Source organism: Halanaerocella petrolearia, assembly GCF_054657875.1.
The window spans coordinates 806,754-822,667 of the sequence record NZ_BAAHXW010000001.1; the positions used below are offsets into that span (position 1 = coordinate 806,754).

A 15,914-nucleotide genomic window follows, 5' to 3' on the forward strand; every position below is an offset into this window, starting at 1 on the left:
TAATAATTACTTAATCTCAATTGCTTTACATAAATCAGTATATTCTTGGGCAATTCCAAAGCGCCGCTTTCTAATCCTAGCTTCCTCCTCTGGTGTTTCAGCTTGATAAAACTGTTGGCCCATCTTCTCATACTCTTTAGCCAATTGAGCAACCTTAGGTAATAACTCAATTGTAGTTGCCCCTTTGATATCTCCTTCTTTATCATGACCAATAGCAATTATTGGACGCCCCCAAGTACCTGGGCCAGCCATAGCATCTCCCATATGCATTACTCCTGTAGCACCAGGATGTGTATGTACAATAACTACATTATGGGGAATCTTATTCTGATAAGCATCACGTAGAGAGATACCAGAAATATCTGTATAACTTGAAGCTAACATACGTGAAGGAACATATCCCATACCTCCTACTACTATCTCACCCTTCTGAACAACATGACCATCTCTTACTTCTCCAATAGCAGCTACTTCTCGGCCCCGCTCTACCTCAAGTGACTTCTGTATCAGACTTTGAGCAAATTCTTGCGATAAAGAATTAATTTCAGTATAGGGAATCTGCCATTCTTCTTGAGTAGATAGCTCTAAATCAAATTTACGTTCTGATAACTCAACAGCTGCTAGCTCTTCACAGATTTCTAAGTACTTTAATCGCCGTTGAGACATCTTTCTTAAGACTTCTCGTTCTTCATCCATTGTCTTAGCAGTCAATCGTTCAAGCTGAATCTGCTCTGACTGAGTAGCCAACTCAAAATAATCTTCTCTAGGATGAATAATCCCCACCCCAGCCGGTTGGCCCATCTTAACACCGATCTTTACAATAGGACAACCAAAAATATTAATTCCACCGGTATCAACTATAATACCTGTCTTACCTGGATTGGTTATAATTAATACTACATTATCAGGCAATTGATTTAAAGCTTCTAACAGAGACTCATCCTCTGTCTCTACTAACTTAGACAACATCATCCGTTGCGGAAGTCCTGATAAACCTCCATCTACTAATTCACTAATAGCATCTATGTAACCATCTTGATTAACAAAGCCAAGTGCTCCTACTGCTCGCCCTTGACTTAAATGATTACTTCTTTCTACCATTCTTTCAATAATAAAATTAGCTAGCCCCTTAATCTCCATTATTTTCTACCCCTTCTTCATTATTTTTTCTAATCTAATTAGTTTATATACTATTCTATCCTGCCAAGTCACTTAATTCTAGAGAAACAAGTTGTGAAACTCCTGACTCTTCCATAGTAACTCCATATAGAGCATCAGCTACTTGCATTGTTCCTTTTCGGTGAGTAATTATAATAAACTGTGCTTTATCAGATAATTTATCTAAGTACTGAGCAAAACGATTAACATTAGCATCATCAAGAGGAGCATCTAATTCATCTAAAATATAGAATGGACTTGGATTAACTTTTAGTAAAGCAAAAATTAAAGCAGTTGCTGTTAATGCTTTCTCTCCTCCAGACATTAAAGATAGCTTTTGTAACTTCTTTCCTGGAGGTTGAGCATTAATCTTGATTTCAGTCTCTAATAAATTATCACTATCAGTTAAAGATAATTCTGCTTCTCCTCCTTCAAAAAGATCAACAAAAATACTCTCAAACTCTGCTTTAACCTCCTGATAGGTAGCTAAAAACTTCTCCTCCATCTCTTCTTCAATCTCAGCAATAACCTGCTGTAAAGACTCTTTAGCTTCTATCAGATCTTGATGCTGCTCTTGTAAGAAACTATAACGCTTACTTAAACTATCATACTCTGCTATTGCCCCTAAATTAACTGGTTCTAATTTCTTCATCTTACTCTTTAACTCTTTAATCTTACTCTCAGCTTGGTCATAATCAGCAACATCTTTTCTTTCTTTTAATTTATCATAAACCTCTAATTCATATTCTTGGGCCAACTTCTCTTCAATATTATCTAATTTAACTTCTAGCTGCCCTAACTTAACTTTTATCCCATTATACTCTGTCTGTAATTTCCCTAACTTTTCTCTTATCTCCTGTGACTTATTCTGAGTCTCTTTAATCTTAGCCTTAAACTCTTTTCTATCTGACTGTAACTTATTTACTACCTCTCCTAACTGAACTACTTTTTTTCCTTTTTCTTCTTTAGCTGCAGTCAACTCTTCTTTCTTATTAGCTAACTGCTTAGCCTTATTATCTATTCTATTAATTCTAGATTTTTTGTTACCAATCTCTTCTTTAAGTTGCTTGATTAACTCCTGCTGTTTATCAATTTCTTGTCTAGATTGTTTCTGTTGTTGTTCTATAGACGCAACCTCTATCTTTAAATCAGTAATATTATTACTAACTTCTTCTTTTTTTCTTTCTAAAACCTTAATCTCTTCTGCTAATTCTGCTAAAGAATCTTCTAAACTATTAGCTGTATTCAATTGATTTAAGTTAGTAGCCAGATCTTCTTTTTGCTCTTTTAAAGTAGTTACTTCTTGTTCTAAACTATCAAGCTTATTATCTTTAGTTGCTACTTCTTCTAACAGACGATTGGCTTGTCCTTTAAGCTGTTGATAATCTTTATCTACTGTTGCCTGCTGCAACTCTAGTTGATGTATTTCTGAAGATAAACCTTGTAATTCTTTGTCTAATGTCATTATCTGATCTTTCTTTTCTATACCTAAGTTTCCTATTTCTTCTAACTTAACATCTAAATCTTCTACTTTACTCTTTAACTCATTAATCTCTCGTGACCGACCTAATAGATTATTATCTCGATTATAGCTACCTCCAGTCATAGCTCCACCAGGTCGAATAACCTCACCATCTAAAGTAACTACTTTGACACGTTGATTAGCTGCCTTAGAGATTTCAACAGCCTGTCTAGTATTAGTAGCTATAATTACTCTACCTAACAGATTCTTAATAGCAGAATCATATTTAGAATCATAATTAATTAATTGTGCAGCTACTCCTAAAGCACCTTCTAGCTCTAAAGCTTTCTTTTCCTGATTTCTTAAACTACGAGGATTAATTAAATTTAAAGGTAATAAAGTAGCTCGCCCTTTATTATTTTCTTTTAGATAATTAATAGCTTCTTCTCCTACTTTATCATCCTCTACAATTACATTCTGTAAAGCACTACCTAAAGCTACTTCAATAGCTGTCTCATAATCTTTATCTACTTCAATCAACTCAGCTACTACACCACAGATCCCTGTTAACCTGCCTCTATCAGCAACCTGTAATAGACTCTTAACACCTCGATAATAACCCGCATAATTTTCAGCCAATCCTTCTAAAGCTTCTAGCCGTGATTTTTTATTATCTATTTTATGCTTTAAAGTATCATATTCATTCTCTAATTCTTTAAACTCAGCTGTTACCTCTTTCTTTTTACTTACTTTAGCTTGATATCTCTGTTGGCTTGAAGATAAATCAGCTTTGATCTGTTCTAATTGTTGGCTTTTATCCTTTTTATTCTCTCTAACTTCTTCTAATTTCTTTTCTAACTCTACTTTAGACTCTTTTGTACCAGCTATCTGTTTCTGATAACGAGCCAATTCCTTCTTGATTGTCTCTAGTCTATGTTCTTGTTGATTAATCTGATTAGCCTGCTGTAAGCGATTATCACGCATCTCTTCTTTAGCAGTAGTAGTCTCTGCTAATTGAGACTTAATCTGCTCTAACTTCTCTTGTTTACTCTTTAATTTATTCTTTTTAGTTATCAATGAATCTGCTAGTTGGTCTTCTTTCTTTTGCTGGTCTTTTATCTTCTGCTGGGCCAACTCAATCTTATTTCTAGCTTCTTTAATTTCAGAGCTTAATTTATCCTTCTGTTGGCCCAAATCACCTTTACGTTCTACAGCCAACTCTAACTTATTCTTCAGACCCTCTACTTCACTCTTTACAGTAAATAATCGACTCCGTCTCTCTTCAATTTTGGAAGTCAAATCTTCTACATCTTCTTCATAGTTACTTATCTTTACATCATATTCACTAACTTTTGCCTTAACATTTGTTAGTTGATAAGACAACTGTTGTTTAGCAGCTATCTTCTCATCTAGTTCTTCCTCAAGTTGAGCATACTTATTAAGTAATAGATTAACTTCTATCTCTTCTAATTCAGCTTGATATTCTTTATACTCTTTAGCTTTAGTAGCTTCTTTCTCTAAGGGTCCTAACTGACGTTCTACCTCACTAACTATATCTTCAATCCGCTGTAAGTTCTGTTGATTATCTTCTAATTTACTAACTGCTTCTTCTTTTCTCTGTTTATGCTTAGTAATTCCAGCTGCTTCCTCAAATAGTCCTCGTCGGTCAGCAGCTTGTCCATTTAAGATAGACTCTACCTTCCCTTGTCCAATAATAGAATAGGCTTCTTTACCCATTCCAGTATCTAATAGTAACTTTCTTATATCTTTTAATCGACAACGATTATTATTAATTAAGTAATCACTTCTACCATCCTTAGTTACTCGACGAGTAATAGTGACTTGATCATAATCTATATCTAACTGGCCATCACTATTATCTAACGTTAAGGAAACTTCTGCTTTACTTAAAGCTCGCCGTTTATCACTACCAGCAAAGATAACATCTTTCATCTTGCTACCACGTAGAGCTTTAGCACTCTGTTCACCTAACACCCATCTAATAGCATCAGCAATATTACTCTTACCACTACCATTAGGGCCAATAACTCCAGTAACAGATGGTTTGAAATCAACTTTAACCCGATTAGCAAAAGACTTAAAGCCTTTCATCTTTATATTCTTTAATAACATTTATATCCTCTCCAGTATTATAATTTACAAGAAGTAAAGTCATGCTATATAAATTGTAGCATAAATCAAGACAAAATAAAAACCTATCTACACAATGGTAGATAGGTGGTTGGTATCTTACTCTAACTAATTCTTAGCCTCTAGCGCGGTTCTACAATAAACTTAATAGCAGTTCTTTCTTCACCATCAATTTCAACTTCAGCAAAAGCCGGAATAGTAATTAAATCCATACCATTAGGAGCTACAAAACCTCTTACAATAGCAATTGCTTTTACTGCTTGATTAATAGCCCCTGCTCCAATTCCTTGTAATTCTGCAGTGCCTTCTTCTCTTAATACAGCAGCTAAAGCTCCTGCCACAGATTTAGGCCTTGAATTCGATGATACTTTCAACATTTCCATATCTAATCCTCCTTTAGATACTTTATTTATCTTCCTCAACTAATTTATAATCGACTACTAGTACAATTATTCATAAAAATTTAATTTTTTGGTTATTGAATCTCTACTTCTCCTCTAGCTAGATCTTCATTAACTTCAATATTAATCTCCTCTAACTTATAATTATCTTCCAAATAAGTTACATTTCTATTTTTCTGACCTCGTAAATTAGAGATATCTTTAGGATTAACTACTAAAGTTAACTCTTTATATTCTTTATCTGCTAACTTATTTACTATCTTCTTTAACATTAATCTTGCTTCTACTAGCTGTCTAAAGGAAGGATGAAAAGGACCAGCTACAACCTCTTCTTGACTGACACCATCAGAAGGCTGTAAACCGACTCTAATTACTGGTATCTTGGCCGCTTTAAACTCTACTAAAATCTTGGCTGTCAACTCAACTGCTGCTGATAGTTCAAGAGGCTGATATTCTCCTTGATGATATAATCTCTCTAGTTCTGTTCCTTTAATAATTAACGTTGGATATATGCGAGTAAAATCAGGGCCAAGCTCTATTATCTCTTTAGCTGTCTGTAGATCAGATTCAAGATCACTGCCAGGTAAGCCTGGCATAACTTGTAGACCTAATTTAAATTGATACTCTTTAATTAATCCAACTGCTTTTAGCACATCACTTCTGTTATGTCCTCTTCCAGCAACGTTTAATACCTGATTATCTAATGATTGAACTCCTAACTCAATTGTTGTCACACCATAATTCTGTAAAAAATCTAGGATATCATTAGTTATGTAATCTGGTCGTGTTGATAAACGAATTCCTGTTAAGCCACCTTGCTGTAACCTATTGTTAGCCACCGATAACAATTCTTTCTGATACTCTCGACTAATACCAGTAAAGCTACCACCATAAAAGGCTACTTCAACCTGTCTGGCACTTTTAGGAATAGTCGTTAAGTATTCATCAATCTGCTTATCTACCTCATGAGCTGTAATTCGACTATTAATTCCTGTAATCTCCTCTTGGTTACAGAAGACACAGTCATGAGGACAACCAAAGTGAGGAACAAAAACTGGTATTATGTAATTCTGCTTACTCATCTTCCTTAACCTGTTTTACTATCTCTTTTAATTTAGCTACTTCTTCTTTAGTTAAATTTCTATATTGACCAGGCTTTAATTGTTGATCTAAAGTTAACGGGCCAACTTTAATCCGCTTTAACTCTAAAACAGAATGGCCTACCTTCTTACACATCCTCTTAACCTGATGCTTTCTACCTTCATGAACTTCTAAAGAAATAATCGATCGACTACCCATCTCAACTACCAATTCAGCTTGGGCAGGAGCTGTCCAGCCATCTTTTAATTTAACTCCTTCTTCTAACTTATCAATAGCTTCATCATCAACTGCGCCTTCTACAGTAGCTATATACTTCTTGCCTACCTGATGACTAGGATGAGTTAAAGCATAAGTTACATCTCCATCATTAGTCAGTAATAGTAGCCCTTCTGTATCGTAATCTAACCGGCCTACTGGATAAACTCTCTCTTTAACATCTACTAAATCAACTACTGTCTTTCTACCTTGAGGATCATCAACTGTAGTAATTACATCCTGAGGCTTATTCAAAAGTAGATAAACTGGTTTCTCTTGTTCTAACTTCTGACCATCAACCTTAATTGTATCCTGTAGTGGATCAACTTTAATTCCTAATTCAGTTACTACTTCACCATTAATCTTAACTCTACCATCTTTAATTATTTCTTCTGATTTTCTTCTTGATGCTATACCTGCATGGGCCATTAATTTCTGTAATCTCTTCATCATCTATCACCTCAATTTATCTATCTTCACTAAAAGTAGGTCTGAATCCTGCTTGCAATTTGATTAAAGAAGTTCTGCCAACTAGGAGCAGGTATCTCTTTAGCTGCTAATAACTCTATTCGCCCTAATAGATTATCCCGCTGGTCATAGATAGTTAAGGTTCCTACTTTATCTCCAACATTAATAGGTAACTCCAAATCATCATTAATATCGATCACCTTCTTAATCTTAACTTCTTCTTGATTCTCCAATATCATCTTAAAATCTTTAGCTGCTTTAACATCTAAAGTTAGTTCATTATCAAGTTCTATTGTCTCTATCACTTCATCTTTTGCTACTACTTCTACCGGCTGAAAATTATTGAATCCATAATTTAAAAGGGCTAATGAATCTGACCAGATATCCCCACTCTTTAATACAACACTGATTAGCTGTTGGCCCTGCTCAGTAGCAGAAGCAACTAAGCATCTTCCTGCTGCATCAGTATAACCAGTCTTAACTCCATCTACTATATCTGAACGAGTCAATAATTTATTAGTATTAGTTAAAATCCTATCCCAGCTATGTTGTGGCCAAGAAATCCGCTTTTTTGGTGTGGAAACTACTTTAGCAAAAAAATTATTATCTAGAGCATAACGAGCAATTTGGGCCAAATCATAAGCGGTCGTTAGATGGTCATCATTAGGTAATCCATTAGGATTAGCAAAATGAGTATTGAGAGCACCTATTTCTCTAGCTTTTTGATTCATCATCTTAGCAAACTCTTCAACTGACCCAGCAATATGTTCAGCAATAGCCACAGCAGCATCATTTCCTGACTTAACTAATAAACCATAAACTAACTCACGTAATGGTAATGTCTCATTAGGAGCTAAGTAGATAGAAGAACCACCTTCATAGGCAGCCCGTTTACTAGCTGTTACCTTATCAGATAAATTCCCTTCTTCAATAGCTAAGATACCAGTCATAATCTTAGTTGTACTAGCTGGTGGACGCCGTTGATGAATATTCTTTTTATAAAGAATCTCTCCTGTATCCCCATCAATTAAAATAGCTGCCCGAGCTGTAACCTGTGGTCTAGCTAACAACACTTGACTAGCAATTAACACTATTAACAATGATAATACTATACTAAACAAATACTTTCTCATTACTTCACCTCCGACCTTAAACTTAAAAGCAGGCTGAGATTGAGACCAAACTCAAACTCAGCCCTTAATTTAAAGTTTCATATCTGCTCTCTCTTCAGCCTTAGTTTGAGCCTGAGCCTGCTCTTGTTTTGCCCGTTTTTCTCCTTGATTATTCTTCTTACCCATATTTTGGATCTGATTAATCAATTGTGGAGCTAAATTTAATACCCGATCTAACATTGCATCATTAGTAACTGGCAGTAGCCTAACTTGGTTCTGTTCAACTACTAAAAAAGCCATAGGATTAAGCATTACTCCAGCCCCACTACCACCACCAAAACCTGATTGATTAGAGTTTTCTTTCTTCTTCTTTTTTTCCTCTTCTTTAGGCAATGAATACTCAGCACCACCAGCTCCAAAGCCAAAGTTGACTTTAGAGATAGGTATAATCACAGTACCTTCTTTAGTCTCTACCGCATCTCCAACAATTGTATTGACATCAACCATCTGTTGAATATTCTCCATAGCAGCATCCATTAAGCCTTCTATTGGATGATCACCCATATTTTAACCTCCTTTTTAGCTCATAAAAGGCTACTTTACCTCCCATAAGTATAATATTTCCTAATCTGAATTTGAATATACCCTTGAATTTAACAGATAAAGGTTTAGCTTCATCAAAATTAGGTTCTACATTAATAATTGGTTGTGTACTAAACTTAAAATAATTTCTCAGCCCAGCTACAATTGCTCCTTTAATTCCCCAAAGTGCTCCAGATGCTATCCCTGTTAAAGCTGGTTTCTGTAGACCAAAATCAGTCTGCCAAAAAAGATATGTACAATGATCAGAAAAAAAAGAAATAGGCTCTATCTGCTCAACAATTCCTTGCAGATGATTTAAAAATTTAAGTAACTCCTCTATCTCTTCTTCTTCTAGTTCCTCGCTAATTAATAACTCTTCATCTATCAACCCAGCCATTTGACCCTTTACTATAAAAAATGGATATAAAATACCTTTTATATCTAAGTAAGAAAGTTCTAATTGGTGATTAAAAAAATAACTCTCTATCTCCAAATCAGCATTATCTTTCTCCTTTTGTCGTTTAAAATCAACCTTTACTCTAATAGGTAATAAGTATAATAGCACTAATAACCCTGAAATTAGAATTAAAATTAATAATTGTAACATACTCTCTTCCTTTCCCAGTCAAAAATTAGTCTAAAAATATATCTCAGAAAGAGAATCTAATAATTCTAATTATTAGTGTTACAAAAACTAGAAATTATATACTCCACAAAAAATAAAAAGAGCCCTAACCTTAGTAAGATTAGGGCTCTTTTTATTTTTAATTTTTAAAGTATTCAAAAAAGAATAAAAGCCCTGGAAAATCCAGGGCTTAAACATCGCAATCTATGTTATACTAATTATAGCTTAACGACATCTTCAGCTTGCGGTCCACGGTCTCCTTCAACAACGTTAAATTCTACCGCTTGACCATCTTCTAAATTCTTGAATCCTTCTTCTTCAATTGCAGAGAAGTGAACGAATACATCGTCGCCTTCTTCTCGCTCAATAAATCCATAACCTTTTTCTCCATCAAACCACTTAACAGTACCTTGTTCTTTCATTATAAATAATTCCTCCTAGCAATTTTAAAAAAGACTAATAAACAATTTTTTATCAGCCTTTTTAATAATAGCACATAGCTTTATATTTGTCAACAAATTTATACTTTCAATAAAGATATAAGTTAATTAAAATCAATTATATATCAAATCTACTAATTAATTCCTATATTTTTTATGCCATAGTAAGATTCTTATCTCCCATGTCTTCCCTCCTCTTTTATATCAATAAAAATAATAGCTTAGGTTTTCTAGTTCTCTTTTCTTTTTTATTAATGCCTTAACTATATTCTTCCCATAACCTCCCCCCTAAACTTAGGTAAAATATGTAAAAATACTAGTGCACCATCATCATGCGTTAACCCCCAACCCGCTAACTCATTATTTTCAAAGTCTGTTTATTCATTTTTGTCTCCTCTTATCTAAAAGTTTAATGACTTCTGCTGTGCTATGTCACATAATGTCCTGCAGATTCACGCTTTCCTACTGACCAAATAATAATTTTATTATCATCTAATATTTCATATACTACCCTATATTTTTTCCTATTAAAATACATCTTTAAACTTCTTACTGGTACTATATATCCTTTTTTAGTTTCTTTCCATTTACAAAACGTTGAATTTCTATATTAACTTTTGTACTATTGCTAGTTATTGCTTTAATATCTAATCTTGAATATTTATCATCTTTCCAACCTTTATCTATATCTGAGTTTTCTATTATTATCTCTACTATTTCTTCTTCACTACCTTTATTACCAAAAACACTATTTAAAAATAAATACAATACAAAATTTTTATAGTTAATATAAAAATTAATATGTATCAATTATTCTTTTACCAACTTTAAATGATAGATGGATTAAAAGCAATACTATAATTGTTATCGTAATAAATCCAATAATTAATTTAGAAAACTCAAACTCATTTCTGTATTTTCCAAATATAATAAATAAACCAATTGGCAAATTGAGCATTAAGCCTGTAATTGTACCGGGAGCATACCTTTTTAGGACAACTGTTGCTAATAAGTGAGGAAAAATTGCATTAAAACACATCATTAATAAAAAGCCTAAATATAAATACTTAATTATATTATAAGAACTTCCAAATATTAAAAACAGAAATGTTAATAAATATCCTAAAACTGTTACTACAAGTAGTGCAAAATGAAATTCATTATTTTCAACTGTTTTATTATATTTCCCAGTATACTTAGACCACATTGGTAGCCAAATACCTTCTTCAATATTATGCAAAGTAAATGACATTAAAAATATTATCTCAAACATTAATTATGTATATTTTTTAATGAATCGAAATTTTATTATATTCATACTTTAAAATCAATTGAAAATTTCAGATAACATCCCTAGCATTCGCGACGTCTAGTTCAACTTCTTATAACTTGTCTATTCTCCAAAATTTACATATGTAATCCTTAACCTTGTTTAACCTCTTAGCCTAAATGTCGTTAACCCTATGTTAGGTGAAGTAGTACATATGGATTAATTCAACCATTCTTTCAACAATGAAGGATATACTTGTTCTTTTAAAAGTCTTTTGAAAATTTCTACTTCATTTTTTTCTTTCATCACTCGTTTAATTAATCTTTTCCCCCAAAAATATGAAAAATTATATATTCTTTTATAGGGAGAAGATTGAAGAGAATTAATAAGCTTATTTGCAGTTTCTTCTGATCGTAAAGTATATTTTTTGATATATTTTACAATTTCATCTCGGGAACATTCGTTATTTAGCATAATTATAACATTACCACTAATCTGATCTATTGCATTAATTCTTGATGCTTTAAACAATTTATTTAAATTAACATCATCTGTTTTTATATTTAATTTTTTATAAATATTTTTTTCTAACCAATTAGCCGCCTCCTTACAAGTAAAAATAATTTCAAAAGCTACTTCAGCAATTCCTTCTGCAATGAAAAGCTGCGGACTATTAATAATAAAAATTTGATTTTCAGAACATTCAGATTCAGATACAAGATATTTTTCCTTAAAAGAAAATTCTGTATGATGTCCTGGATAAATTTCATGACATAGAAGAGGAACTAAAGAAAACAAATTCACTGGATAATCAATATTTAGTTCCATAAGTGAATTAAAATCACCTAAATACCAATTTGCTGCTCCCCAATTTTTTTCGGTAACTATTGAAACGTCAACCTCTTCTTTAACAGGTAAATCAAATAAACTTTTAGTTCTTTTGCGTAATTCTAATAAAACATCTTCAATAATATTTTTTATTATACTAACCTTTTCTGTAGAAAATTGATTCATATTATTCCATTTTGTATACCGTTTTCTAATATTACCTTTACCCGGAAGGCCTTGGTCATAGAGTTTTAATCCCCTTTCAAAATGTTCTTCTGAAACCCATTTAAATTCAATATCAAGGCAAGTCTCTATTTGCTCTTCTAAAGAAATATCTTTGTTATCTAAAATTCTCGTTATCGTTCTCATTGCCTTAACTTGTTTTTTTAAAAAATTTTTACGTTTAGATGTAAAAGCTTGATTTTTTAAAGAATCATCAAGTTTTATAGCCTCTTTTAATAAAAAATTAGAAGATTTAATGGTTTCTTTTTCAACTGTTCTTTTTAAATATTTGGGTCCATAATAACAATCAACAAACCAATCTCCTAAATTTCTCACTGCTTTATCTATTCGTAAAGCTAAAAGAATATAATTCTTAATCCAATCATTCGACATTTTATCACTCCTAATATGTACTATTTCACCTAACGTCCCGAGGTTTTGCCACGTCTGCGACATAACCACCGCAACCTATTTCTACTATCCTGTGTTTCAGAAGCCAGCTTTTGCTCCTATGTACCTCTACCAGTGTCGCTAAGCCTCTGTTATATGACGTGTGGCTATTTTAAAATTATTCATCACTTCCATCTATAATATTAAGTGTTATCTTTAAAGGAGTATTAGTTCTTATATCAGGAACAGTATGATACTCTTCATTTGCTTTTCCACTAGAATTTAATCCCATATCTATTGGAAATCTTATCAGAAAACCACTATTAGGAATGGGAAAGAAAATAGGGTCAAATCCTATTCCATCTCCTCCGGTTCTTTCTCCAATTAAAGTAGCCCAATTAGTTGATTTACAGAATACAGAAAATGTCTCAGAAGCTGAATAAATATTCTCATCCACTAAAACATATATATTACCACTAAAATCTACTGAATTTTTAGGTTTTATTTCTTTAACTTTTTTACTAAAATACTTAAAGCTTTCCTTTACTTCTGGCGGATAATATTTATTAGTAGGTAACTCACTCGTTGAATACAATTCATCTACTCTGGCTTTTATAAAGGGACTTGAATATTCGCCTCCTTTATAAACAGAATAAGTTTCAAACTCAATAGGGTTAGTCAATAGAGGTTGCAAAATATTTTTCCTCCAATATAAACTAGAACCTCCTGAATTACCTCTAATATCTATAATTAAATTAGAATAATCTTTTGTTTTCTTCCAAAATTTAATTAATTTATCGTAATCCTTTTTTCTTTTATCTTGACTGAAACTAGGAATTTTAACATAAGCAATCTTATTATCTTTTATAATTTTAAATTTCAATTTATCTTCTGAACGTGAAGAGGTCTTATTAATATTATTTTGATTATCTTTATATTCTCTAAATTGTTCTAGTAAAAGAGAATAACTTTCTTTTGAAGTCTCATTATTTAACACTTTCACCCAAGGAGCTAACTTATCTTTATATTTTTCTTTTTTGCTAACATTAGTATATAATTCTTTCCAATTTTGATAAGATTGAGGACTAACAATTTCTGTATGACCATTTCCCACTTTTTCTACTATCTTTTTCAGGGCTTTATAAAATTCAATATTATTCTGTGTATTAGCTACCATTGCTTCAAATTCATCTTTATGCGCCAACCAATTATAACCTGTTTCTCTCTCTTTTATTTTAAAATAAGGATAATTATCTTTTAAAACTTTATATAATTCATTAAAATCTTCTAGCTTTTCCTTCTTAGATAATTTATCGTTTTTAAGACAACCACTTATCACTAAAATTAAAGCCAATCCCAACAATAAAAAGATTTCCATTCTTTTTTTCATTAAAATTCCCCCTCTTAAAAGTTAAATCTAAGCCACATGTCATATAACGGCCCTAGGCTTCAAGACGTCCGCGCTTACTTCCGATAAAATCAATCTCATTCGTTAAAACAATACAATCTGATATAAGTCATCTCTGCCGTTCTACCAAGGCTCATATGTCGCTAAGCCCATGTTAGACGATGGAACGCCCCCTCTATTAAACAATATTTACCATATACAAGATTTTAATAATAATCTTGTATGATTTATCCAATTGATATGTAAAAAAAGAAAAGAGGATTATTCCTCTCTTCCTTCTTTCAATATTCTTTTATAAGCATTAAAATATACTACTTCAGCTTCACGTTTCCCTACTGACCAAATAATAATTTTATTATTGTCTAAGATTTCATATACTACTCTATATTTTTTGCTATTAAAATACATCTTTAAACAGCTTGATAAATCAATTTCTCCTTTATTCCCTAATGGCTTTCCTAATCTGGGAGCTCTTTTTATTTTCTTTAAGGTCTTTTTAAATCTTTTTCTCACCCTCCCATCTAGTTCCTCTATATCTTCTTTGACTTCTGGATGAAAAATTATTTCCCTTTCTAAGCCCCCTATTTATCCAACATCTCCATAATTTCTTCTTCTATTGCATCGTCTAAATCAAATTCTTTTTTTCTATCCTTGATTCTATCTTCAATATATTCATCTTCTAGTAAATTTTCTAAATACTCTATTTTTTTCAACAACATTTCGTATTCTTCTATATCCATCATTATTCCTTCAATGTCATTATTTCTCATAATAAATAATGGGTTCTCCTTAGATTTATCAAGCATTTTGCTAAAATTACGTACAACTTCAGAAGAGGAAACCATATTATCTCGATCTATCTCTAACATTGCCATTTTCTTCACCTCCAATATATTATATACTTTTACCAACAATAGTTTCATAATATATTATTTTATTTCTTAATAATATTATACATAAAATTTTATGTATAATCAATCAAATGATTGTTTTAATATTCTGAAAGGCATAATCCTAAATATTAATCTCTTCCTTGATTTCTTTAATTTCTTCTTTTGATAGAAAAACTGATTCAGCTATTTTCTCAACTTTTACACCATTTCTCAATAATTCTATAACCTTCTTTCTTTCACGTTTAGCCCCTTTTATATTGCTAATATAATCATGTATCCACTTTTGTTTAGCTTCGTATAACTCTGGATACTCTTTTTCATAATCAGATTCTTCAAGAAGTTCAGCAATTTCCTTTAATTCTTTAATCATTCCATCAGTTTTGAGTTCTGTTAAACTATCTACTTTTTCTTTAATTATTTCATCTATTTTTTCTTTATTCACGCAATCTTACCTCCTATATTAAAAAAGTTATATAGATCATATCTCTCATCTGTCAACAATTTATCAAGTCACTTTACATAGTTTAATTATTTGTTTCATATTTATTATTTATCTAAAAATAATCCTCATAAATAAATTTAGTTCTTTCGTCTAACGTCCCTCTTCCATTAATGCACCCGCAATTATTTTTCTATACTCTGAATTTCATAAATCAACACTTCTTTCTGCTCCGTAATTTCATTGATGTCTATAAGCCTATGTTATGTGACCGTACCTGACATCAGCTTGCTCTACTATTACTTTAAAAACTACTATATTTTCATTTTCCTCAACAACCCTTTCAGTTTTTAAAAGCACATAGATTACTCTTTTCTCTCACATTTCATATAAACTCTCTACTATTTAGTAAAAGTTACTCTTATTATCCTTACTAAAAAAATTTAAAAAAGAGGATTGATTAATTCCTTAAACCCCTCTGCAACTTCTTCTTGTTATACTTCTGCTCACCTCAATAATTACTCCAAAAGTACCTAATTTCAAACTTAGTTCAATTTATCTCTGCTCCCAATTACTTAGACAGCAACTGCTATCTAATTTAAATCTATATTCTAATACTATAGTCTGTTAATTATATAAGTTATCCCTTGCTACTACTCTCAAATTTGATATTAACTTCAATCCTCGTCAACCTCAATCAATCTATTCC

The 15,914-nt window shown here is 31.9% G+C and carries 17 protein-coding genes; all 17 read right to left on the minus strand.

All coding sequences use genetic code 11. The features are described from left to right. Nucleotides 1-6: 6 nt before the first annotated feature. The 17 genes from ACYQ39_RS04125 to ACYQ39_RS04205 all read right to left on the minus strand — a co-directional run bounded on the left by ACYQ39_RS04125 (nt 7) and on the right by ACYQ39_RS04205 (nt 15,208). A complete protein-coding gene (locus ACYQ39_RS04125; protein ID WP_459840606.1) occupies nt 7-1,140 on the minus strand; it encodes a peptidase S7 in 1,134 nt (377 codons plus the stop codon). A 55-nt stretch (nt 1,141-1,195) separates the two neighbouring features. Further along, nucleotides 1,196-4,753, minus strand: a complete 3,558-nt coding sequence (smc, locus tag ACYQ39_RS04130; protein ID WP_459840607.1) for a chromosome segregation protein SMC — start codon at nt 4,751-4,753, stop codon at nt 1,196-1,198. A 140-nt stretch (nt 4,754-4,893) separates the two neighbouring features. Beyond that, nucleotides 4,894-5,154 carry a stage V sporulation protein S gene (locus ACYQ39_RS04135; protein ID WP_459840608.1) on the minus strand — a complete coding sequence of 87 codons (261 nt, stop codon included), beginning with the start codon at nt 5,152-5,154 and terminating at the stop codon, nt 4,894-4,896. Nucleotides 5,155-5,246: 92 nt separating this feature from the next. Next, nucleotides 5,247-6,254, minus strand: a complete 1,008-nt coding sequence (locus ACYQ39_RS04140; protein WP_459840609.1) for an elongator complex protein 3 — start codon at nt 6,252-6,254, stop codon at nt 5,247-5,249. Next, a complete protein-coding gene (locus tag ACYQ39_RS04145; protein WP_459841644.1) occupies nt 6,247-6,978 on the minus strand; it encodes a pseudouridine synthase in 732 nt (243 codons plus the stop codon). The genes ACYQ39_RS04140 and ACYQ39_RS04145 overlap by 8 nt, the downstream gene beginning before the upstream one ends. 29 nt (nt 6,979-7,007) lie before the next feature. Next, nucleotides 7,008-8,129, minus strand: coding sequence for a D-alanyl-D-alanine carboxypeptidase family protein (locus tag ACYQ39_RS04150; protein ID WP_459840610.1), 1,122 nt, complete (start codon nt 8,127-8,129; stop codon nt 7,008-7,010). Nucleotides 8,130-8,198: 69 nt separating this feature from the next. Next, nucleotides 8,199-8,672, minus strand: a complete 474-nt coding sequence (gene ytfJ, locus ACYQ39_RS04155; RefSeq protein ID WP_459840611.1) for a GerW family sporulation protein — start codon at nt 8,670-8,672, stop codon at nt 8,199-8,201. Next, complete coding sequence (locus ACYQ39_RS04160) at nt 8,665-9,297, minus strand: DUF2953 domain-containing protein (RefSeq protein WP_459840612.1); 633 nt, start codon at nt 9,295-9,297, stop codon at nt 8,665-8,667. Before ACYQ39_RS04160 ends, ytfJ begins: the two co-directional genes overlap by 8 nt. A 236-nt stretch (nt 9,298-9,533) precedes the next feature. Further along, on the minus strand, nt 9,534-9,737 hold the full coding sequence (locus ACYQ39_RS04165; RefSeq protein WP_459840613.1) for a cold-shock protein: 204 nt from the start codon (nt 9,735-9,737) through the stop codon (nt 9,534-9,536). Nucleotides 9,738-10,182: 445 nt separating this feature from the next. Further along, complete coding sequence (locus ACYQ39_RS04170; protein ID WP_459841646.1) at nt 10,183-10,317, minus strand: type II toxin-antitoxin system RelE/ParE family toxin; 135 nt, start codon at nt 10,315-10,317, stop codon at nt 10,183-10,185. After that, the gene (locus ACYQ39_RS04175; protein WP_459840614.1) at nt 10,314-10,565 is read right to left on the minus strand and encodes a PD-(D/E)XK nuclease family transposase; all 252 of its coding nucleotides are present in this window, start codon (nt 10,563-10,565) and stop codon (nt 10,314-10,316) included. The genes ACYQ39_RS04170 and ACYQ39_RS04175 overlap by 4 nt, the downstream gene beginning before the upstream one ends. Continuing rightward, entirely contained in the window at nt 10,552-11,007 is a 456-nt protein-coding gene (locus tag ACYQ39_RS04180; RefSeq protein WP_459840615.1) for an HXXEE domain-containing protein, read from the minus strand. The genes ACYQ39_RS04175 and ACYQ39_RS04180 overlap by 14 nt, the downstream gene beginning before the upstream one ends. Before the next feature lie 237 nt (nt 11,008-11,244). After that, nucleotides 11,245-12,468, minus strand: coding sequence for a hypothetical protein (locus ACYQ39_RS04185; RefSeq protein ID WP_459840616.1), 1,224 nt, complete (start codon nt 12,466-12,468; stop codon nt 11,245-11,247). A gap of 175 nt (nt 12,469-12,643) precedes the next feature. After that, entirely contained in the window at nt 12,644-13,855 is a 1,212-nt protein-coding gene (locus ACYQ39_RS04190) for a S41 family peptidase (protein ID WP_459840617.1), read from the minus strand. A 279-nt stretch (nt 13,856-14,134) separates the two neighbouring features. Beyond that, the gene (locus tag ACYQ39_RS04195) at nt 14,135-14,458 is read right to left on the minus strand and encodes a type II toxin-antitoxin system RelE family toxin (RefSeq protein ID WP_459841648.1); all 324 of its coding nucleotides are present in this window, start codon (nt 14,456-14,458) and stop codon (nt 14,135-14,137) included. Next, on the minus strand, nt 14,455-14,748 hold the full coding sequence (locus ACYQ39_RS04200; protein WP_459840618.1) for a type II toxin-antitoxin system Phd/YefM family antitoxin: 294 nt from the start codon (nt 14,746-14,748) through the stop codon (nt 14,455-14,457). Before ACYQ39_RS04200 ends, ACYQ39_RS04195 begins: the two co-directional genes overlap by 4 nt. Nucleotides 14,749-14,887: 139 nt before the next feature. Further along, nucleotides 14,888-15,208 (minus strand): hypothetical protein, encoded by a 321-nt coding sequence (locus ACYQ39_RS04205; RefSeq protein WP_459840619.1) that lies wholly within the window; start codon nt 15,206-15,208, stop codon nt 14,888-14,890. Nucleotides 15,209-15,914: the final 706 nt, after the last annotated feature.

Coding starts and splice junctions, on each gene's coding strand:
- ACYQ39_RS04125 (WP_459840606.1), bottom strand. CDS start 1,140: ATGGAGATTAAGGGGCTAGCTAATTTTATTATTGAAAGAATGGTAGAA.
- smc (WP_459840607.1), bottom strand. CDS start 4,753: ATGTTATTAAAGAATATAAAGATGAAAGGCTTTAAGTCTTTTGCTAAT.
- ACYQ39_RS04135 (WP_459840608.1), bottom strand. CDS start 5,154: ATGGAAATGTTGAAAGTATCATCGAATTCAAGGCCTAAATCTGTGGCA.
- ACYQ39_RS04140 (WP_459840609.1), bottom strand. CDS start 6,254: ATGAGTAAGCAGAATTACATAATACCAGTTTTTGTTCCTCACTTTGGT.
- ACYQ39_RS04145 (WP_459841644.1), bottom strand. CDS start 6,978: ATGAAGAGATTACAGAAATTAATGGCCCATGCAGGTATAGCATCAAGA.
- ACYQ39_RS04150 (WP_459840610.1), bottom strand. CDS start 8,129: ATGAGAAAGTATTTGTTTAGTATAGTATTATCATTGTTAATAGTGTTA.
- ytfJ (WP_459840611.1), bottom strand. CDS start 8,672: ATGGGTGATCATCCAATAGAAGGCTTAATGGATGCTGCTATGGAGAAT.
- ACYQ39_RS04160 (WP_459840612.1), bottom strand. CDS start 9,297: ATGTTACAATTATTAATTTTAATTCTAATTTCAGGGTTATTAGTGCTA.
- ACYQ39_RS04165 (WP_459840613.1), bottom strand. CDS start 9,737: ATGAAAGAACAAGGTACTGTTAAGTGGTTTGATGGAGAAAAAGGTTAT.
- ACYQ39_RS04180 (WP_459840615.1), bottom strand. CDS start 11,007: ATGTCATTTACTTTGCATAATATTGAAGAAGGTATTTGGCTACCAATG.
- ACYQ39_RS04185 (WP_459840616.1), bottom strand. CDS start 12,468: ATGTCGAATGATTGGATTAAGAATTATATTCTTTTAGCTTTACGAATA.
- ACYQ39_RS04190 (WP_459840617.1), bottom strand. CDS start 13,855: ATGAAAAAAAGAATGGAAATCTTTTTATTGTTGGGATTGGCTTTAATT.
- ACYQ39_RS04200 (WP_459840618.1), bottom strand. CDS start 14,748: ATGGCAATGTTAGAGATAGATCGAGATAATATGGTTTCCTCTTCTGAA.